Annotated in this window: 13 protein-coding genes, 2 tRNA genes, 3 rRNA genes and 1 pseudogene; 5 read left to right on the forward strand and 14 right to left on the reverse strand. The window is 40.1% G+C overall.

All coding sequences use genetic code 11. The features are described from left to right. Positions 1 to 359: 359 nt before the first annotated feature. The 5 genes from rrf to ACZZZC_RS00025 form a co-directional block, all read right to left on the reverse strand. A 5S ribosomal RNA gene (gene rrf, locus ACZZZC_RS00005) occupies positions 360 to 471 on the reverse strand. 136 nt (positions 472 to 607) lie between these two features. Beyond that, positions 608 to 3,484, reverse strand: a 23S ribosomal RNA gene (locus ACZZZC_RS00010). Between the two features lie 390 nt (positions 3,485 to 3,874). Next, positions 3,875 to 3,948 (reverse strand) — tRNA-Ala (locus ACZZZC_RS00015). A gap of 13 nt (positions 3,949 to 3,961) precedes the next feature. Then, positions 3,962 to 4,036 (reverse strand) — tRNA-Ile (locus ACZZZC_RS00020). A gap of 185 nt (positions 4,037 to 4,221) precedes the next feature. After that, positions 4,222 to 5,741 (reverse strand): 16S ribosomal RNA (locus ACZZZC_RS00025). The 16S, 23S and 5S rRNA genes sit together here with 2 tRNA genes alongside, the layout of an rRNA operon. A gap of 1,207 nt (positions 5,742 to 6,948) precedes the next feature. Here ACZZZC_RS00025 and ACZZZC_RS00030 point away from each other — a divergent pair. Together ACZZZC_RS00030 and ACZZZC_RS00035 are read left to right on the forward strand one after the other, a co-directional pair. After that, complete coding sequence (locus ACZZZC_RS00030) at positions 6,949 to 7,647, forward strand: ComF family protein (protein ID WP_463486316.1); 699 nt, start codon at positions 6,949 to 6,951, stop codon at positions 7,645 to 7,647. 53 nt (positions 7,648 to 7,700) lie between these two features. Further along, on the forward strand, positions 7,701 to 9,074 hold the full coding sequence (locus ACZZZC_RS00035; RefSeq protein WP_463486317.1) for a hypothetical protein: 1,374 nt from the start codon (positions 7,701 to 7,703) through the stop codon (positions 9,072 to 9,074). 280 nt (positions 9,075 to 9,354) lie between these two features. Here ACZZZC_RS00035 and glyA read toward each other — a convergent pair whose 3' ends face one another. The 3 genes from glyA to ACZZZC_RS00050 all read right to left on the reverse strand — a co-directional run bounded on the left by glyA (position 9,355) and on the right by ACZZZC_RS00050 (position 11,922). Continuing rightward, positions 9,355 to 10,626, reverse strand: a complete 1,272-nt coding sequence (gene glyA / locus ACZZZC_RS00040) for a serine hydroxymethyltransferase (RefSeq protein WP_463486318.1) — start codon at positions 10,624 to 10,626, stop codon at positions 9,355 to 9,357. A 288-nt stretch (positions 10,627 to 10,914) separates the two neighbouring features. Further along, the gene (locus ACZZZC_RS00045) at positions 10,915 to 11,658 is read right to left on the reverse strand and encodes a segregation and condensation protein A (RefSeq protein WP_056851166.1); all 744 of its coding nucleotides are present in this window, start codon (positions 11,656 to 11,658) and stop codon (positions 10,915 to 10,917) included. Positions 11,659 to 11,730: 72 nt separating this feature from the next. After that, positions 11,731 to 11,922 carry a hypothetical protein gene (locus ACZZZC_RS00050; protein WP_463484260.1) on the reverse strand — a complete coding sequence of 64 codons (192 nt, stop codon included), beginning with the start codon at positions 11,920 to 11,922 and terminating at the stop codon, positions 11,731 to 11,733. 289 nt (positions 11,923 to 12,211) lie between these two features. On the opposite strand from ACZZZC_RS00050, the gene dxs reads away from it, so the two are divergent. Further along, positions 12,212 to 14,140, forward strand: coding sequence for a 1-deoxy-D-xylulose-5-phosphate synthase (gene dxs, locus ACZZZC_RS00055; protein ID WP_463486319.1), 1,929 nt, complete (start codon positions 12,212 to 12,214; stop codon positions 14,138 to 14,140). Between the two features lie 83 nt (positions 14,141 to 14,223). Here the strand turns inward: dxs and ACZZZC_RS00060 are convergent, their stop codons facing one another. From ACZZZC_RS00060 to ACZZZC_RS00080, 5 genes and pseudogenes are all read right to left on the reverse strand, one after another. Next, positions 14,224 to 14,643: a rhodanese-like domain-containing protein gene (locus tag ACZZZC_RS00060; protein ID WP_463488223.1), complete on the reverse strand. Its 420-nt coding sequence runs from the start codon at positions 14,641 to 14,643 to the stop codon at positions 14,224 to 14,226. A 39-nt stretch (positions 14,644 to 14,682) separates the two neighbouring features. Next, positions 14,683 to 15,365, reverse strand: a pseudogene (locus ACZZZC_RS00065) (HesA/MoeB/ThiF family protein); the annotation flags it as partial. After that, positions 15,362 to 15,655 carry a MoaD/ThiS family protein gene (locus ACZZZC_RS00070; protein WP_463484263.1) on the reverse strand — a complete coding sequence of 98 codons (294 nt, stop codon included), beginning with the start codon at positions 15,653 to 15,655 and terminating at the stop codon, positions 15,362 to 15,364. The gene ACZZZC_RS00070 and the pseudogene ACZZZC_RS00065, both read right to left, overlap by 4 nt. A 1-nt stretch (position 15,656) precedes the next feature. Continuing rightward, positions 15,657 to 16,043 (reverse strand): M67 family metallopeptidase, encoded by a 387-nt coding sequence (locus tag ACZZZC_RS00075; protein WP_463486320.1) that lies wholly within the window; start codon positions 16,041 to 16,043, stop codon positions 15,657 to 15,659. 4 nt (positions 16,044 to 16,047) lie between these two features. Then, entirely contained in the window at positions 16,048 to 17,487 is a 1,440-nt protein-coding gene (locus ACZZZC_RS00080; RefSeq protein WP_463486321.1) for a polysaccharide biosynthesis protein, read from the reverse strand. 349 nt (positions 17,488 to 17,836) lie between these two features. On the opposite strand from ACZZZC_RS00080, the gene ACZZZC_RS00085 reads away from it, so the two are divergent. Further along, a complete protein-coding gene (locus ACZZZC_RS00085) occupies positions 17,837 to 18,919 on the forward strand; it encodes a mannose-1-phosphate guanylyltransferase (RefSeq protein WP_463486322.1) in 1,083 nt (360 codons plus the stop codon). A gap of 56 nt (positions 18,920 to 18,975) precedes the next feature. Next, positions 18,976 to 20,088 carry a GDP-mannose 4,6-dehydratase gene (gene gmd, locus ACZZZC_RS00090; RefSeq protein WP_463486323.1) on the forward strand — a complete coding sequence of 371 codons (1,113 nt, stop codon included), beginning with the start codon at positions 18,976 to 18,978 and terminating at the stop codon, positions 20,086 to 20,088. Positions 20,089 to 20,205: 117 nt separating this feature from the next. Here the strand turns inward: gmd and ACZZZC_RS00095 are convergent, their stop codons facing one another. Next, complete coding sequence (locus tag ACZZZC_RS00095) at positions 20,206 to 21,417, reverse strand: glycosyltransferase (protein WP_463486324.1); 1,212 nt, start codon at positions 21,415 to 21,417, stop codon at positions 20,206 to 20,208. Between the last annotated feature and the right edge of the window lie 133 nt (positions 21,418 to 21,550).

A 21,550-nucleotide genomic window follows, 5' to 3' on the forward strand; every position in this document is an offset into this window, starting at 1 on the left:
CCCCGCTGTCCCTTCAATCTTTTTGTTTAAGGTATATTCGCTTTGAGCGGTAGCGGTACAAAAAGGATTTTCGTACCATCAGGTTTATCAGACCCAGGGTGGGTGTTTTATCGTTCGGGCCTGCTTTCCCGCAGGTATGCAAAACCGGGTCCACCCAGCTATATGACCTATATTCCTATATGGTTCAATAAGATCTAGTATGTTCTGTGAACATTCAATCATGCTGGCCACTGCAACAGGTAAACCGGTTTTCTCTATGGAATCAATCGAATCCCACAGTTACAAACCTGTTATAAACGAAGAAACCCCATCAGCTGTTACTGACGGGGTTCTCGCTAATGCCCGATTTGGGCTTTAAGATTTGGCACCGACCTACTCTCCCACGTGTTACCGCAGTACCATCGGCTCTGGTGGGCTTAACTTCTCTGTTCGGAATGGGAAGAGGTGGACACCACCGATATAGGCACCTAAATGTTTTTAAATAGTATGTGGTGTTTAGCCGTTGGTATTTAGATATCTAATCTATCTACCAAGTACTCAGTACCAACTACTAAATGACATATTATTGAAAGAAGTTATGTTAGAAGAACAAACAACAGTCTGTTTGCTTTGAAAGCTTCGGATGATTAGTACTACTCGACTGTGCTGTCGCCAGCTTTACATCTGTAGCCTATCAACGTAGTAGTCTTCTACGGTCCTATATGGAATTCTCATCTCGTGGCTAGTTTCGCACTTAGATGCTTTCAGCGCTTATCTATTCCCAGCGTAGCTACTCTGCAATGCCCCTGGCGGAACAACAGATTCACTAGAGGCTAGTCCAACCCGGTCCTCTCGTACTAAGGTCAGCCCCACTCAAAATTCCTACGCCCACAACAGATAGGGACCGAACTGTCTCGCGACGTTCTGAACCCAGCTCGCGTGCCACTTTAATCGGCGAACAGCCGAACCCTTGGGACCTTCTCCAGCCCCAGGATGTGACGAGCCGACATCGAGGTGCCAAACCTCCCCGTCGATATGAGCTCTTGGGGGAGATCAGCCTGTTATCCCCAGCGTACCTTTTATCCTTTGAGCGATGGCCCTTCCATGCAGAACCACCGGATCACTATATCCGTCTTTCGACCCTGATCGACCTGTATGTCTCACAGTCAAGCAAGCTTATGCTATTGCACTCCGCGTACGGTTACCAAGCGTACTGAGCTTACCTTTGAAAGCCTCCGTTACCTTTTTGGAGGCGACCACCCCAGTCAAACTACCCATCAAACAATGTCTCCCGCTAGGCGGGATTAGACACCGAATACAGAAAGGGTGGTATTTCAACGTTGGCTCCACGACGCCTAGCGACGCCGCTTCAAAGCCTCCCACCTATCCTACACATCCTGTATCCAATGTCAATGTTAAATTGTAGTGAAGGTGCATGGGGTCTTTCCGTCCCGTTGCGGGTACCCGGCGTCTTCACCGGGACCACAATTTCACCGAGCTCATGGCTGAGACAGCGCCCAGATCGTTACACCATTCGTGCAGGTCGGAACTTACCCGACAAGGAATTTCGCTACCTTAGGACCGTTATAGTTACGGCCGCCGTTTACTGGGGCTTCGATTCAATGCTTCTCCTTGCGGATGACATCCCCTCTTAACCTTCCAGCACCGGGCAGGTGTCAGGCCTTATACCTCATCTTTCGATTTTGCAAAGCCATGTGTTTTTGTTAAACAGTCGCCTGGGCCTTTTCACTGCGGCTGACATTGCTGCCAGCGCCCCTTCTCCCGAAGTTACAGGGCCATTTTGCCGAGTTCCTTAGCCATGATTCACTCGAGCACCTTAGAATCCTCTTCCCGGATACCTGTGTCGGTTTGCGGTACGGGTTTTTATAACCTGAAGCTTAGCGGTTTTTCTTGGAAGTCTGATTACCTGCGCTATCCACTCACCCGAAGGCTTGCGGTACTATCGACTTTCAGCTAGATCGGCGGATTTGCCTACCGTTCCATTACCTACTGTCTTTAACGATCTATTCCGTCAGATCGCGGCAGTGTCACTACTCCGTCCCCACATCGCAGTTATAAAAAGTACTGGAATATTAACCAGTTGTCCATCGAATTTCCCCTTCGGGTTCTCCTTAGGTCCCGACTGACCCTGATCCGATTAGCGTTGATCAGGAAACCTTATCCTTTCGGTGGGCGGGTTTCTCTCCCGCCTTATCGTTACTTATGCCTACATTTGCTTTTCTAGAAGCTCCAGCACCCATTACCAGATACCTTCGCTGCCGCTAGAATGCTCCCCTACCGATATATTTCAATCCCATAGCTTCGGTGTACAATTTAATGCCCGTTTATTATCCATGCCCGATCGCTCGACTAGTGAGCTGTTACGCACTCTTTAAATGAATGGCTGCTTCCAAGCCAACATCCTAGCTGTCTGTGCAATCGGACCTCGTTAGTTCAACTTAACTGTAACTTGGGGACCTTAGCTGATGGTCTGGGTTCTTTCCCTCTCGGCGCGTGACCTTAGCACCCCGCGCCTCACTGCAGATCATATTTCATAGCATTCGGAGTTTGTCTGGATTTGGTAGGATTTGACTCCCCCGCACCCAATCAGTAGCTCTACCTCTATGAAACTTAATATCCACGCTGTTCCTAAAAACATTTCGGGGAGTACGAGCTATTTCCCAGTTTGATTAGCCTTTCACCCCTACCCACAGATCATCCGGAAACTTTTCAACGTTTATCGGTTCGGTCCTCCAGTACGTGTTACCGCACCTTCAACCTGTCCATGGGTAGATCACAAGGTTTCGCGTCTACCCCCTCTGACTATACGCCCTATTCAGACTCGCTTTCGCTTCGGATCCGTGCCTGAAGCACTTAACCTTGCCAGAGAGGAGTAACTCGTAGGCTCATTATGCAAAAGGCACGCCGTCACACCACTTGGATGCTCCGACCGCTTGTAAGTACACGGTTTCAGGTTCTATTTCACTCCCCTGTTCGGGGTTCTTTTCACCTTTCCCTCACGGTACTGGTTCACTATCGGTCTCTCAGGAGTATTTAGCCTTACCGGATGGTGCCGGCAGATTCCCACAAGGCGTCTCCGACCTCGCGGTACTCAGGATACTGCTAGACTAGCATTCTATACGTGTACCGGGCTATCACCGTGTATCGCTGGGCTTCCCATCCCATTCCACTTCTGTTTGCTAATGCCACGTTGCAGTCCTACAACCCCACCTATGCCGTAACATGGATGGTTTGGGCTCTTTCCCTTTCGCTCGCCACTACTCAGGAAATCATTGTTATTTTCTCTTCCTCTGCTTACTTAGATGTTTCAGTTCGGCAGGTTTGCTCATTATATGTGACTGGTCTTCAACCAGCCGGGTTGCCCCATTCGGAAATCTTCGGATCAATTCCTATTTGCAAATACCCGAAGCTTATCGCAGCTTATCACGTCCTTCATCGCCTCTGAGAGCCAAGGCATCCCCCGTGTACTCTTTATTACTTTCTTCTACTCATATGCCTTTTGCGCCATATGGTATGCTTTTTTTGCTCTTGTTATGATGTCTCATGCTTAGCGGTCTCTTGCGATTCCTTTAAGCGAGCACAAACACAACAGTCGCCTATTGTTGTTTGCTCTTCTTTTTTAACTTCTTCCAATATGTCAAAGAACTTTACCAAGGCTGAAGATCGAAGGTATAAAGGTTTAGGATTTCATCGTCCTATACCTAAGCTCCGTTTCAGCTTCGTTAGTCAAAAACTGCGGTCTCGAACCGTTTCTTGTAGTCCTTAGTACTCAGTATATAGTACTTAGATTATCACAAGTGCCCCATGGCGTTTCTTTTCTTTCTTTCAATCTGTCAATGATGACCACCGATCCCGGTGATGTGTTTTCTTACTGTGGAGAATAACGGAGTCGAACCGTTGACCTCCTGCGTGCAAGGCAGGCGCTCTAGCCAGCTGAGCTAATCCCCCAGGATTATTAAAGTAGTCCCGTCCAGATTTGAACTGGAGACCCCTACATTATCAGTGTAGTGCTCTAACCAGGCTGAGCTACGGGACTGTGCTTTTCGGTGTGGCATTCTTTGCGGTTAGTATATTACCGCTACCGCTCCATTTGCTTTACCTAGCTTTCGTTCCGATGTCTTTTGGTTACCAGACAACCGTCATTTCTTCTGGGTGTTTTCTTTTTTGTTTCTCTTGTTTTGAAATATCATGTTGCGCAGTGAGTAGTCAACTCCACTCCAGAAAGGAGGTATTCCAGCCGCACCTTCCGGTACGGCTACCTTGTTACGACTTAGCCCCAGTTATCGGTTTTACCCTAGGACGCTCCTTTCGGTTACATACTTTAGGTACCCCCAACTTCCATGGCTTGACGGGCGGTGTGTACAAGGCCCGGGAACGTATTCACCGCGTCATTGCTGATACGCGATTACTAGCGAATCCAACTTCATGGGGTCGAGTTGCAGACCCCAATCCGAACTGTGAATGGCTTTGTGAGATTCGCATCATATTGCTATGTAGCTGCCCTCTGTACCATCCATTGTAGCACGTGTGTAGCCCCGGACGTAAGGGCCATGATGACTTGACGTCGTCCCCTCCTTCCTCTCTGTTTGCACAGGCAGTCTGTTTAGAGTCCCCACCATAACGTGCTGGCAACTAAACATAGGGGTTGCGCTCGTTGCGGGACTTAACCCAACACCTCACGGCACGAGCTGACGACAGCCATGCAGCACCTAGTTTCGTGTGATTGCTCACTGATCCATCTCTGGATCATTCACTAACTTTCAAGCCCGGGTAAGGTTCCTCGCGTATCATCGAATTAAACCACATGCTCCTCCGCTTGTGCGGGCCCCCGTCAATTCCTTTGAGTTTCACTCTTGCGAGCGTACTCCCCAGGTGGAACACTTAACGCTTTCGCTTAGCCGCTGACTGTGTATCGCCAACAGCGAGTGTTCATCGTTTAGGGCGTGGACTACCAGGGTATCTAATCCTGTTTGATCCCCACGCTTTCGTGCCTCAGCGTCAATAAGACCATAGTAAGCTGCCTTCGCAATCGGTGTTCTGAGACATATCTATGCATTTCACCGCTACTTGTCTCATTCCGCCTACCTCTAGTCCATTCAAGCCCATCAGTATCAAGGGCACTGCGATAGTTGAGCTACCGTCTTTCACCCCTGACTTAACAGGCCGCCTACGCACCCTTTAAACCCAATAAATCCGGATAACGCTTGGATCCTCCGTATTACCGCGGCTGCTGGCACGGAGTTAGCCGATCCTTATTCCTTCGGTACATTCAGCTATTTACACGTAAATAGGTTTATTCCCGAATAAAAGCAGTTTACAACCCATAGGGCAGTCTTCCTGCACGCGGCATGGCTGGTTCAGAGTTGCCTCCATTGACCAATATTCCTTACTGCTGCCTCCCGTAGGAGTCTGGTCCGTGTCTCAGTACCAGTGTGGGGGGCCATCCTCTCAGATCCCCTAGTCATCGTCGCCTTGGTGGGCCGTTACCCCGCCAACTAGCTAATGACACGCATGCCCATCTCCATCCCATAAATGTTTGATCATTGGATAATGCCATCCTGTGATTTTATGCGGTATTAATCCGGATTTCTCCGGGCTATCCCCCAGATGAAGGTAGGTTGCATACGCGTTACGCACCCGTGCGCCGGTCTCAAAGAAGCAAGCCTCTTCTACCCCTCGACTTGCATGTATTAGGCCTGCCGCTAGCGTTCATCCTGAGCCAGGATCAAACTCTCCATTGTAAAATGTGTTGTAAGATTCTGACCAGTTTTAACTATCGTTAAAAATAGTCTTCTTTTGTTTTGTCCGTTGGACATTGACTTTAAAATGTAATAAGGAACTCTGTACTTGAATTCGTACTTCATTACCCCACTACGCATCATTGACATCTCTTTTAAGAACTTATCGACAGTCGCCTCACGGCTTGTCTCTATATATCGTCTCGCTTCAGTTGGGCATGAGTCTTGATCGTCTCTTCCCTGTTTCCGCTCGTTTCAATCTTTTTGTTTCTGGTCTTCCGCGACATCCGCCGCTCGACTTTTTTAACCCTTCCTTTCGGTTGGGAGTGCAAAGGTAGAAAACTTTTCTGAACTTCCAAATAAAATAATTTTTATTTTTTCGTCCTCTGTTTTCTTTCTGCTTTTCAATTCTCCGCTCTTTCAAGCGGCGTCCCGTTCCTTCCGAACCGGGCTGCAAAGGTAGCGATCTTTTTCTTTTCCGCAAATTTATTTTAAAATAAATTCTTGAACTTTTTCCCCTCTCACATTCCCCAGATCCATTTTTTCACTGCAACCGTTTCCTCCGAAGCGGGATGCAAAAGTAGAAAAAATTCCGCTCCCCGCAAATACTACATACCCTTTTTTTTGATCTTTATTGTAAAAGCCTGTTTTTCAAGCGGAAAATTTTTAATGGACACCAAAACAAATAGGACAATCGGGTGTACGCTTCGGGAGATCACACCCAAAGAACCCTGGCTGAGCTATCGGGAGCAGGAAAACATAGGATGGACTGATGATGCAAAATGAGAGTTTTCTTGGGTTTTTGAACCATATAGAGATATAGAAAATATAGGTGTTACAGCCCAAAGGTCGTTTCGGCTTCAGCAGCCGCCGTGACTTTGGCCTTCACCATGCGCTTTTTGTTTTATGAACCATATAGATATATAGGACATATAGACAAAAAGTATATTGGTTGCTTAGCTAGTAAGTCAGAGCGGTAAGGGGTTCGGTATCGAGGTTTTTGGTTTGATGGATGGGATAGGGTTTGTTTCTCTCAAAAGCTGCGCCAGGTAAAGTTGATCAAAAATAGCAAAATCCTGCCCGCAATAGGCAAGTGACAACTTTTTAGGCGAAGATTTGAAGCAAAGGGCGGGCGGCACTTTAATAGTATATAGCAGTACTAACAAATAATATTAGCTAATTATAAAACTAAATTTAATAGATTAGATAAATGTTAGCAATAAAACGTTGGGGCTATGATTTAATGGGATTACTGTTCCCTAATGCTTGCAACGCTTGCGGTACACCTCTATATTATGGTGAGCATCTTATTTGCACAAAATGCTTATATGATTTGCCATTTACCGATTATCACATTCATGCTGATAATAGGGTAGCCAAACAGCTTTGGGGACGACTATCTTTAAATGCAGCCATGGCTATGTTGTATTTCAGGAAGGGTTCCAAAGTTCAAAATCTTATTCATAATTTAAAATACAACAACAAGACGGGGGTAGGGGTTTTGCTGGGAAACAAGCTTGGCGAAAGATTAAAGTCGAGTTCTTTATATCAGGATATTGATTTGATTATACCCGTACCTTTACATTTGAAGAAGTTAAGAATACGCGGTTACAACCAAAGCTTATACATTGCAGAAGGCATTTCGCAAATTTTAGACGTACCGTTTAGCGAAGCAGAACTTATTAGAAGTACTGCCACGGAAAGTCAAACAAAGAAAAGCCGATACAACAGATATGAAAATATGCAGGATGTCTTTAAGGTTCTAAAGCCTGAGCAATTAAGTAGAAAACATATTTTGTTAATTGATGATGTAATTACAACTGGAGCTACTTTGGAAGCCTGTGCAAATGAACTTCTAAAAAATGGTGTTGCGAAAGTGAGTATTGCAGCACTAGCTTTTGCAGAGTAACAAACGTTTTATTAACTTGTAAAGCAATCAGCCGAAAATATATAAGTTTGACGATGCGTAATATTTTTATTTTACTCTTTACCTTAATTTGTCTCTCGAATTGTAGAAAAGATGAACACATTACGACAGACCCAAACGCCAGACTTGCATTCTCAACAGATAGCATTTTATTCGATACCATATTTACTACAGTTGGATCAACCGTTAAAAGGATAAAAATCCTTAATAAAAACAATTCGGCGATTAACATTTCAGAAATTAGCCTGGCCAGTGGAAATACTTCTTCATTCAGCATAAATATTAATGGAGAATATGGTATCAGTAAGCAAAATATTATTATCAATGCAGGAGACTCTGTAAATTTATTTATAAAGGCAACTATTAACCCGAACAGCAAGGCCTTACCTTTCCTTGTTCAAGATTCGATATTGCTTACTACTAATGGAAACAAGCAAAAAATTCAATTGCTTGCTTATGGCCAAAATGCAATTTTTATTAATGCATCTTCTATTATTACCAATACAACATGGACAAGTGATTTACCTTATATAATCAGCGGCGCTGCAACGGTTAAAAATAATTCAACATTAACTATTTTACCAGGAGCAAAAATTTACTTTCACGCGGATGCGAGCTTAAACATTGAAAGTAGACTGAATGCCGTAGGGACAATTGATAAACCTATCCTTTTTTGTAGTGACCGACTGGAAAGCACTTTCGCTAATGTTCCAGGGCAGTGGAAAGGTATACATCTGAATGCGTCAGGAACAGGCATAATTTCCTATACAACTATTAAAAATGCTTCGGTTGGATTAACGTCTGACTCTCTTTCGGTTAGCGGCAACCCCAAACTGCTGTTAAGCAACAGCGTTATTAAAAATATGCAAGTTGCCGGCTATATAGGTTATCATTCGGAACTGACTGCCTTTAATAACTTATTTTACAACTGTGGCAACTATTTGATTTATGGTGTTGGAGGCGGCAATTACAATTTGAAGCAAAATACATTCGCTGGCTATAATTTAAATTTCCCTCGAAAAACGTCATCTGTAAGTTTTTCCGATTATCAATCGGCCAGGATGACCAACGCCCTCAGCTTGAATTTAACCAATAATATCATATGGGGATCGCTGATTAACGAATTCGAAATCGAAAGGAAAACAAACGCAGTTTTACAAAGCAATCTGTATAGTAATTTGATTAAAACCGTGAATACATCATACGCTAACAATGGCAATATATTAAACCTGGATCCCGGCTTTATTTCTCCTGGATTAGAAAATTTTGAATTACTTGCTACTAGTCCTGTGATAAAAAAAGGGCTAAATCTTAGTAGTGATGTATTTTTTAGCAATTACCTTAATCGCGATTTGAAAAATACATTGAGGACCTTTCCTTCATCAATAGGTTGTTATGAAAAAAAGTAATTTTTGTTTAACTCGTTAAAACAATTTTTGCCCCAGTTCGTTTATATAATTGAGAGCGTTAATTTAGATGGTAAGGGTCGATATTTCTTCAAAAGGATATCGGCCCTTTACTTTTTACATCAGTTTGTAAAGGACATTCAAATAAAGTTCAACAGTATGCGAATTAGCCCAAATAGATCAATTGGTAACATACAAAAATCAGACTAAAATAAAAAAGCAGCTACATTTTTATGTAACTGCTTTAAAAGGCTAATGCTTCCAAAAGCCTACGATAACAATATTATTTATATAGCGGAAACGCACTAACCAAATTAATCACTTCTGCTTTTACGGAATTGATGTTAGCTTCATCATCTGGATTGGTTAAAACCTGATCGATCAAATCAACAATCTTTTCCATTTCTGTTTCTTTCAATCCACGAGAAGTAATGGCAGCTGTACCTACACGGATACCTGATGTTACGAATGGTGATTTATCATCAAAAGGAACCATATTTTTATTCACGGTAATTTCTGCTCTTTCCAACGCGTTTTCGGCTACTTTACCAGTAATGTTTTTATTTCGCAGATCGATAAGCATCAAATGATTATCAGTACCGCCTGAGATGATGCCATAACCTTTAGCAACAAAGGCTTTCGCCATCGCTTGTGCATTCGCAGCAACTTGTTTAATATAGGTTCCATACTCCTCAGTTAAAGCCTCGCCAAATGCAATGGCTTTTGCAGCGATAATGTGCTCTAACGGTCCGCCTTGAGTACCTGGAAAAACGGCCATATCCAATAAGTTACTCATCATACGGGTTTCTCCTTTTGGTGTTTTCAAACCCCATGGATTCTCAAAATCTTTTCCCATCATAATCATACCGCCACGAGGACCACGCAAAGTTTTATGTGTAGTTGTAGTTACGATATGGCAATGTGGAAGTGGATTGGCCAACAAACCTTTGGCAATTAATCCCGCTGGGTGCGAAATATCTGCCAACACCAAAGCACCAATTTTATCCGCTACTGAACGGATGAAAGCATAATCCCATTCTCTAGAGTAGGCCGATGCACCACAAATAATTAATTTAGGTTTTTCAGCTAAAGCGACTTCTTCCAGTTTTTTATAGTCAATCAAACCAGTTTCTTTTTCTACGCCATAAAATAATGGCTGATAAAGCTTACCTGAGAAATTGACAGGAGAACCATGCGTTAAGTGACCGCCGTGAGAAAGATCAAATCCTAAAATTTTATCACCAGGTTGCAGAACAGCTAACATTACTGCAGCATTTGCCTGTGCACCAGAGTGTGGCTGAACGTTTACCCAGGCAGCACCGAACAATTCTTTTGCTCTGTCGATTGCTATTTGTTCTACAACATCTACCACCTGGCAGCCTCCGTAGTAACGTTTTCCTGGCAATCCTTCTGCGTATTTATTTGTGAGCACAGAACCAGCAGCTTCCATTACTTGCTTGCTTACAAAGTTTTCTGATGCGATAAGTTCTAATCCGTGCTCTTGGCGGTCTAGCTCTTTATCAATAAGTTCAAAAATTTGGGTGTCGCGTTTCATCCTTATATAGGTTTGTATTTTTTCTGCAAAAGTAAGAAATTAATCTCTAAGGTAAAGGCTGGATATGAGGAAAGTCCAGCCGTTTTGCCAGATATATTTTTTTTAAAGAATCTAAAGGATTTGGAAAGCAATGGCAGCAATTCTTTTGAAGGTCACTCCCGCCCTCGCTACAATCTTTTTTGTCATTGTCTGTGATGAATATGATAATAAACCACCAAAAAAGTATTTCCGCTAAGTCGGGTTTAGTGGGTGCCTGTCAATGCAGGAAACAAAATAAAAAACCAAAAATCAAGCGGATGATTTCACTTTAAAGTTATTGAAACCACTACCAATCGTAATTTCTACCAGTTGTTGTTGTAACATTTCTAGTATGGCCAGGAAATTATAAACAAAGTGCACTTTATTTTCAGAGTTTTTTAGCACCACCGCGAAATCAATCTGTTTGTTAATATCAAGTAGATTGGCTATAAAATACTTTTGTTGCTCAATGGTATAAGGATATTGGATTACCGTATGTTTAACTTCCTCACTTCGCAACTCATATTTTTGCATTGTTTTGTGGTAAACGGTAAGCAACTTGTATAAATCGAGTGATAAAAGCTCATCCTGATGAGAAGAGGATTCAGCAGCAAGCGATAAATCATATTCTATATTGCCCCTTCGCTCCTGTTTCATTCTGCTGTCTTCCAAAACTTTCATTTCTTCTGCAGCAGATTTGAATTGTTTATATGCAATAAGCCGGGCTATTAAATCTTGTTCGGGATTAATTTCATTGCCTGCCTCATCAATTTCTATTCTTGGCAATAGCATTTTAGATTTTATCCGCATTAAGGTCGCCGCCACCAAAATAAATTCGCTGGCTACCTCTACATTAAGCGCTAAAAGCTGGTGTATATATGCTAGAAAATCGTTTGTGATTTTTGCGATCTCAATATCCTGGATGTTTAATTCATCGCGTTCGATAAAAAATAACAATAAATCGAATGGTCCTTCGAAAACCGGAAGTTTGATCTCAAAATTCTCTGCTTGCATTTGTTAACAAATTTAACAAAAACAGGGAGACGGCAATATTTTAAAATAATCAGCAGACTAAAAAACGACTAATTAATTAGCGTTAGTTAATATATAAATCGTTTGGCGAGAATCTAAATGAAAAAGATATTCTTTTAAGTTATCAACTACTGACTTTTTGATTTTAACTACTTTACCTTGCGAATTATACTCATCGATAATTTCGTCGCCAATTTTGACCTTATTTAGTTTGTTGACTGGTGTTGAGTGCGTTAAATTTATCATGGGATGTTTTTTTTTACTAATATGGGTGTTTCAAAGCTCCTCCAAAAATCAAGTCGATTAACAAAATGATTTGGTAGAGATAGGGCCTGCAAAGATAGATAAACAAATACCAAAAACAAGGTATAGGACTGATTAATACTACAACTATTAAGAGTCATCAAATAATTGCTTACCTCAACTTAACACCATAAGGAGTAATACATTGGTTAATGAATTAACCTTGACGATTTTTCTTTTGTATTAAAACAAAAATACCTTACTTTGTATCTTGTTTTTTACCCAAATCTGAATGCAAGTTAAAGCTGGCCCCCTATTATCTAAAATCAACTATCCTGCTGATTTAAAGCAATATAGCGAATCTGACTTAGAACAAATAAGCCAAGAGTTACGTCAATACATTATTGACGTGGTGAGTGTAAATGGTGGCCATTTTGGCTCTAGTTTAGGTGTTGTAGAGTTAACTGTAGCGCTACATTATGCATTAAATACACCTTACGATAAGCTGGTTTGGGACGTAGGACATCAAGCTTACGGACATAAAATTCTTACAGGCCGCAGAGGTTTATTTCATACCAATCGAATATATAAGGGGATCAGCGGTTTTCCTAAAATATCTGAAAGTGAATACGATACTTTTGGTGTCGGCCACTCCTCTACCTCTATTTCTGCTGCGTTAGGAATGGCTGTTGCTTCACAATTGAAAGGTGAAACCGATCGCCAGCATGTTGCCGTGATTGGTGATGGTGCAATGACAGCTGGCTTAGCTTTTGAAGGCTTAAACCACGCTGGTATCGAAAACAGCAATGTTTTAGTAATTCTGAATGACAACTGTATGTCTATCGATCCTAACGTTGGTGCACTGAAAGAATATTTAACTAGCATTACCATTTCAAAATCTTACAATCGCTTCCGTGATGATATATCGAATGTATTGGTTGGCTTATCAAAGCTTGGCCCAAATGCACATAAATATGTTAAAAAGATTGAGAAAAGTATAAAGGGAACGCTTTTGAAGCAAAGTAATTTATTTGAGGCGTTAAACTTTAGGTATTTCGGCCCAGTGGATGGCCATGATGTTAAACGTTTAGCACAAACCATCAAAGATTTATCTGCTATACCGGGACCAAAATTACTACACTGCATTACGGTGAAGGGCAAGGGATTTGCCTTGGCTGAAAAAGACCAAACGGTTTGGCATGCACCTGGCTTATTTGATAAAATTACTGGTGAAATTAAAAAAAGCGTTCCAGATAAGCCTCAACCTCCTAAATACCAGGATGTTTTCGGTCATACGATGGTGGAATTAGCTGAGGCTAACGAAAAAATTGTAGGAATTACACCGGCAATGCCTTCAGGCTCATCATTAAATATCATGATGAAAGCCATGCCAAAACGTGCTTTCGATGTGGGTATTGCTGAGCAGCATGCTGTTACTTTTTCTGCAGGTTTAGCGGCACAAGGATTAGTACCTTTCTGTAATATCTATTCAAGCTTCATGCAAAGGGCCTATGATCAGGTTATTCATGATGTAGCGATACAAAAACTTAATGTAGTTTTCTGTTTAGATCGGGCTGGTTTAGCCGGAGCTGATGGCGCAACACATCATGGTGCTTATGATATTGCTTACATGCGTTGTATTCCAAATCTGATCATATCTTCTCCAATGAACGAGGAGGAATTACGGAACTTAATGTATACGGCTCAACAAGAGAACATGGGCCCGTTTGTAATCCGTTATCCTCGTGGAAACGGGGTGATGCCTGATTGGAAAAGACCATTTAAAGCCCTTGAGATCGGCAAAGGCCGGAAAATTTGTGACGGTGAAGACGTTGCTCTATTAACGATTGGACATGTTGGTAATTTTGCCGTTGAAGCTCGTACACAACTCAATAGTGAAGGCATTTATCCAGCACATTATGACCTTCGATTTGTAAAACCCTTAGACCAGGAGATGTTACATGAGGTTTTCTCCAAATACAAACATGTTATTACCGTTGAAGATGGATCGCTTCCCGGAGGAATAGGTTCAGCTGTGCTGGAATTTATGGCCGACAATGGCTACAATTCAAATGTAATTCGCTTAGGTATTCCAGATCAGTTTATCGAACACGGCGAACAACCAGAACTTTGGGCAGAGTGTGGCTATGATAAAGATTCGATTGTTGAGGCAGTAAGGAAGGTTGGCTCTAAGAGATTAACGGATAGTATGGCGGGGTAATATTCAGCACTGAATACTATCAAGTGACATCGACTTAGAAAATGTTAATACGGCCTTTACGGCTTTCGAGTTGGCGCTTTTTGCTAATAAGTCGGTAAATCCAGTTCAAGATCTCTGATATAACCTATAATTCCACCGTTGAGATTATATAAGTTACTCATTCCGTATTTTTCTTCAAGCAACTTTACAGCTGATCTGCTTCTACTCCCCATTTTACATAGAATAACAACTTTTGCCTGATCTGAAATTTTCGCTCGGTTATCTACAATAGTTGATAAGGGGATTAATTCTCCGCCAATGTTAACAAACTGATATTCAGACAATTCCCTAACATCTATTAATTGTACATCTAAACCTTGCTGTTGCCAATTGAGAACTTCACTAGGATCTACCTCTTTGATTTTCTTTTCAATAGCCGGCATGCCACAAAACAATTCATAATCTACAAGTCCATTTGAGATTATTGAAGCATTATCGTAATTTTTGGCGATATTATAAGTCATAGATTCGAAGCTCAACGCATTGAAAGTATAAAATTTTCCGCTAAGGATATCTCCAATCTGAGCAATTACTTTAATCACCTCTAACGCCTGCATACTCCCAATTATGCCTGGCAAAACGCCTAGAACACCAGCTTCAGAACAGTTTTGGACACGGCTCGGATCTGGAGGTAGGGGAAAAGATCACGATAATTGGGGCCACGGCTTCCATCGTCTTTCAAGTGATTAAATACCGAAACCTGGCCTTCGAATTGGTAGATAGATGCGTAAACATTCACCTTATCTAAAATTACACAGGCATCATTTACTAAGTATCTCGTAGGGAAATTATCTGTCCCGTCAGCAATCACATCATATTCGGCAAATATTTCTAAAGCGTTTTGCGAAGTAAGCTGCGTGTTGTAGGCTTTAATTTTTATATAGGGATTTAATGCTTCTAATCGCTGTTGTGCTTCTGAGGCCTTTGATTTACCTAATGACTCTATCCCAAAAAGCACTTGCCGCTGTAAATTGCTATCTTCCACCACATCGCAGTCTAAAATACCTATAGTTCCTATGCCAGCCGCTGCCAAATAGAGTGCCACAGGACTACCTAATCCACCAGCACCCACAATAAGCACCTTAGCATTTGCAAGTTTTTCTTGCGCTGCAAGGCCAAAATCAGGAATAATGATATGACGATTATATCTGGAATATTCTTCTGAAGAAAAATTTACTTTACTCATGCTATTTGTTTTTTATAAATACCCCCAGCGATAGCCGGTACGATGCTAACTATAGAAAAGGGGCTAACACTCGTCTGTAAATTATTTAGACTTCTAATATCATCTTGATCTACAAACAAATTAACAAATGAGCGAACTCCGCCCGCCCCATCTAGCAAATGCTTTTTGATTTCAGGATGGGTTGAAACCAAATTCTCGATGATGCAAGATACATCTGCGCCATCGATTGATACTTTAGATTGATTGTCTGTATATTTTCTTAAAGGTGTTGGAATAAGAATTGTTGCCATACTATTTTATTATAAGGTTAAGCTCTGTTAGTTCTTCGTTATCTTCAATCCGCTGCCATGCTCGCATCTCAGTTATTTTTTGGCGGCTCACGGAGACAATAATGTTTATAAAATTTGGCATCGCAAATTCTAAATCTTCTGCAGATGGTTCTGCAGGTTCATTTGGGTGAGAATGAAACACTCCCAGTAATGACAATCTGTTTTTTACTGCAAATTCTTCGGCAAATAAGTAATCAGTGTGACTTATTTCGAATGACTCATTTCTATCTTTAAAAGAGGCATTACGAACCTCTTTAGCAAAAACTATTTCATTGTCCTGGCCCCAGATAAATCCACAACATTCTTCTGGGAATTGATGAATTGCAATCGATTCTATTTTCTTGACCAAGTGCCTATTGATATGTATTAGTCTCATAATGTAATTTGCTAACTATACTTTCTGCTTCTTTATATTCTTCGGTACCAATTAGGCTGCCCAGTAACAATTCAACAGTTTCTTTAAAACTAATTGGCGAACTAATTTCAGAATCAAGATAATTCAGATCAAGACCCCATTTCAAAATATTCAGAGTATCACTAGCCTTCACATTTTTTAATGAATCCTTTACACATTTAAATAGTGTGCTATTGAGCCAGTTTCTAGCATTTGACTCATCGTTTATATTTTCAATTTCTGAAATGCAACTCAACAAAAGTTTTTTATTTACAGGTAAGATATTAGCAATGATAATATCTTGTGCGGCATTAATTTTTTTATGCTGGTTTTCATACACATTTATTAATAGGTTAAGCTCATCGGGTGTAGTCCAATCTAGTTGTCCCCTGAAAAAACCTTCCCGATACCCTAGCGGGTTTCCTTTAAATATCACCGGTATTTTCTTTCCTTGCTTCAAAATATGAAACAATGCAACTTCCAGGCTTTCAACTGGCCATTCCAGATTTTTCACAATTAAAAAGGCTGATCTATCTCGTTGTGCATAATGAAGTGCGTTCAACATCAAACATGCTGCTTCAGATACATTTTGAGCGGTTACATATTTTCCAGGACTATGAATTGATAGATGATCAACACTTGTTACATCCTTCAGCTCATTATTCATTAAGCTGTTATCAATAATATGGGTAAAACGAACCATTGAGTAGCGTACCCGACTATCTTTGGCATGAGTATCAAAGATAAATTCGCAAAGTTTTTTCGTTGCAGCATATACTTCTGATGTATAATATCGGCTTGCTTTTCCAGTTGATGAAAACACACATTGCTTTACCGATGCTGTAAAATCGCATGCCTTAACTACATTTAAAGTACCGATAACATTATCCCTAATTGCTTCAAGAATATTTTTTTCAGCATAACCAGGGCTTCTCTGTGCTGCCGTATGGAAAACAAAATTTGGATTATATTTATTGAAGCAGGATTGCAAACTTGGCTGGTTACAAATGTTACCTTCAACAAAAACAACCCTGTCGTCGTCATATAAAGCTTCAAGTTTTAGGTTCTTATCAAAAACCACTATGGTTTTGATATTAAGGGTTAGCAATTTTTCTATCAGAGACGAGCCTACGCAGCCAGAACCTCCGGTTATCAAACACACTTGGCCAGCTAAAAGCGCATCTAATTTATCTGAATGAATAACGACTTTTCTATCTCTGGTGGATAAGAAGGGATCGCTTTCTAGTCTGTTATTTTCTTGATAAGTATCAATTAGCTGACTGGTAAGTAACTTTAATAACTCATAAGATGCAGGGTTTTTGTAATCTGGTGATAATTGCCATATTCGATCGTAAAGACTATCTATTGCATCATTACCACAATAATTCATATCACTCATTCATTAGGTGTAGACAAATAATCTATTACATATTTTATGATAAATTATTTCTACTAAAGTATTTACAAAGCGATTATTAGCCAATAGCCCTTTACTACTAACTAAAGTAAAATGTGATCATTCATGTCCATACATTGCAAAACCTTCGAAGCTTCTTTACCTACTATCTATATAAATTAAATCCCCTTTTCCTGTCGTATTACCTTCGTGGCAATGCACTCTATTAAACATTTAAAATCTTAGCCTTAAAGGGCCATTGCCCAAATTTTTAATTTAATGGTTCTTTGTATAGAAGAACATAAAGTGTAAGTGATTCAAAAGCTTAGGGAGAATAACAACGTTTAATAGTATGCAGGTAAAAGACAAGAATACTTACATTTTAATTATGGCTGGCGGAGTGGGTAGCAGATTTTGGCCAAAAAGCAGAAATAATTTCCCAAAGCAGTTTATCGATATTCTTGGTACAGGCAAATCTTTACTTCAACTAACTTACCAACGTTTTTTAAAGATTTGTCCGAGTGAAAACATTTACATTCTCACCAATGAAATTTATGCTGATATCATTGAAACTCAACTTGGCGAACAGGCTAAACAAAATGTGATTACCGAGCCATGTAGGCGAAATACGGCACCTTGCATAGCTTATGCAACTTTCAAAATTGCAGCCTTAAATCCAAAGGCCAACATTATTATCGCTCCATCAGATCATTTAATTCTGAATGAAGATGTATTTATTTCATGTTTAGAAAAAGGGATTGCTTTTGCATCCAACAATGATGCATTATTAACGCTTGGGATTAACCCAAGCCGGCCTGATACAGGTTATGGCTATATCAAATTCGAACCAGGTAAGGAAGAAATTTTCAAAGTAGACAAATTTTTGGAAAAGCCCTCACTAGATAAGGCTACTCAATTTGTTAATAGTGGAGAATATGTTTGGAACGCAGGAATATTTATCTGGAATGTAAGGTCGATTATTTCTGCTATAGAAAAACATGCAGAAGAGCTTTTTAGCATTTTCAATCAGAAAAACGTATATAATACTGATTACGAGTCATCATTTATTGCCGAGAACTACCCTTTAGCTAACGATATCTCTATTGATTATGCTATAATGGAAAAGGCAGATAACGTGTACACCATTATAGGAGATTTTGGCTGGTCTGATTTAGGAACCTGGGCATCTTTGCATGAAGTAATGGAGAAGGATACAAACAATAATTCCTTCACGGGAAAAGCTGTTCTACTAGAAGACACAGATAATTGTATTCTTCAATTATCGAATCAAAAAATTGCAGTTGTTAAGGGTCTGAGCAATTACATAGTGGTAGATGATGGAGATGTACTGCTCATCTATCCGAAGATAATGGAACAAGAAATTAAGAAAATTTCAACTGAAGTAGTCGCCCAATTGGGAATGGATTATCAATAATACCCCTAGAACTTAACAAACAAGCCATAAAATAAAATCATAAATTATCTTATAACATGAAGAAAGCGCTTATTACAGGAATAACTGGACAAGATGGAGCATACCTAGCCGAATTGCTATTGAAAAAAGGCTATGAAGTACATGGAATCAAACGCCGAAGTTCGATGTTCAATACTGATCGTATTGATCATCTTTATCAAGACCCTCACGATACAAATATCAGGTTTAAGCTACATTATGGAGACTTAAGTGATTCTACCAATTTGATTCGAATAGTTCAGGAAGTTCAACCAGACGAGATTTATAATTTAGGCGCTATGAGCCACGTTAAAGTTAGCTTTGATACGCCAGAATATACTGCAAATGCCGATGGAATAGGTACGCTAAGGCTTTTAGAAGCCTTACGGATATTGGGTTTGGAGAAAAAAACACGTATTTACCAGGCATCAACATCTGAGCTATATGGATTAGTACAGGCTGTTCCTCAAAGTGAAACCACACCATTCTATCCGCGATCGCCATATGCCGTAGCAAAAATGTACGCCTATTGGATTACTGTAAATTATCGAGAAGCATACGGAATGTTTGCTTGTAATGGTATCCTGTTTAATCACGAGAGCCCCCTGAGAGGAGAAACTTTTGTAACCCGTAAAATTACCCGAGGGGTTTCAAAAATTGCTTTGGGCTTGCAGGATAAATTGTATTTAGGAAACCTAGATGCCCGCAGAGATTGGGGACACGCTAAGGATTATGTTGAAGCCATGTGGCGAATTTTGCAACAAGATGTGGCAGAAGATTATGTGATTGCAACAGGAGTTACCACAACAGTTCGGGATTTTGTAAAAATGTCGTTTTTAGAAGTAGGCGTTGAACTAGCGTTTAAAGGTGAAGGCGCAAATGAGAAAGCTTATGTTGTTTCATGTTCTGATCCAGATTACCAACTTGAAATAGGCAAAGAAGTAGTGGCTGTTGATGCTGCATACTTCCGCCCGACGGAGGTAGACCTGTTAATTGGTGACCCAACAAAATCAAAAACTAAGTTAGGCTGGGAACCAAAGTATGATCTGGCCGCATTGGTTAAGGAAATGATGTTCTCGGACGTTGAACATTTCCGGAAGGAAGTAATGCTCAAAGAAGCAGGTTACGAAGTAAAAAACCAATTTGAATAACGTTAATACCGCTATCTAATTTTTTATAAGTACCTAAGAAATCAGTAGATGTACCGATTTCTTAGGTACTTTTTTTTGCGAAACATAAATTTGTTTACACTGCTGCCCCGACATTTCTCAATGCATGTTAACTGGTCCGGCAGATGTTTTCGAAAACACAATTGGTAGGTTTAGTTGCTGTAAAAACTGTTGGGGGGTATGTGTTTTATAGAAAGCTGTCCGATCTCCTTTCAAGATTTGAGACGCTTCCTGATAGGCCAAGATAATTTTATCTTTTATATCAACAATATAATTCGGATCGCAGATGTAACCTAAGTTGTAAGTTTCACAAAGTTCTGCCATTAAACCGACATTACTAACCAAAGAAATTAAACTATATTTTGCAGAACGGCCAATTAGTCCACTTGAGCCATAGAAAGCAGAATAAATCATAAGGGAGACATCCGATTTGCTAAAAAAATATTCCATAGCACTATCGGAAACAAAATCATTAATGATTACTAATTCAAGCTTTGGGTTGTTATTTTTAAAATTGTTAATTAGAAGTTCGAAAGTGTCACTGTAGTAATTTGGAATTTTGCCTACAATCATTAAGCGCATGTTGTTTTGAAATACTGGATCTACCATAGTGAATGCCTCAAGGATATTTTTTATGTTTTTTCTTCCATCTAAAGACCCGAAAATTAAATAGGTAATCTTTTTGTTATTTGATACGGAAAAGTTGGAAGACAGTTGTAAGTCTTCCAGTGGGTAATCAAAAACAGGATCAACTAAGTACTTGAAAATATTAACTTTATAGGTGTTATTAAGCCTTTTTGTCCCTTCAGAATCATTTAAAATAAAAATGTCTTTTAAGGCATTCGATCGCAATAAAATTTTTTCAAAAAACTTACGCTTGTATCTTTTTAAGATAGCTTCTATTCTTACTGCAAGTTTGTTACTACCTGAAATGCGATGTGACGGTCTAAATTCTATTCCCGAAATTTTATATTTTACTTTATGAAATCCGATTTGTAATTCGTAATGGGTAAGATCTAACAAAAATAGCTGGTCAATATTAAGCTGTGCGGCGAATTCATCAATAATACTCCATTCTTTAAATTTTAATTTTTGAACAAAGCTTTCTTTTTTGAAGTCAAAAACAGAGAAGTGAACTTGCTCCGGAGGAATAGCAGATTTAGAAAAGTTTATAATATTTCTTGCCTGGTTATTAAAAAAGAAGTGAATTTCTTCACCTTTTTCGGGAACGATATTATCAACTAAGTACTGGGCATAACCAGCATTATGACCTTTTAAGGATATGTTCAAATCGCAAATAAGTGTTATCATGCACTAGAGAGTTTTGATGAGCGTTATTAATAGTTTCTTGGTTAGTTGTAATTACAAAAGTGGGTAATATTTAAAGTTGGCAGTATCAGTAGTATCCCGATAAACAAATCCGGCAATAAAGAAAAGCAGAAAG

It is taken from the genome of Pedobacter sp. AC212 (assembly GCF_979258625.1).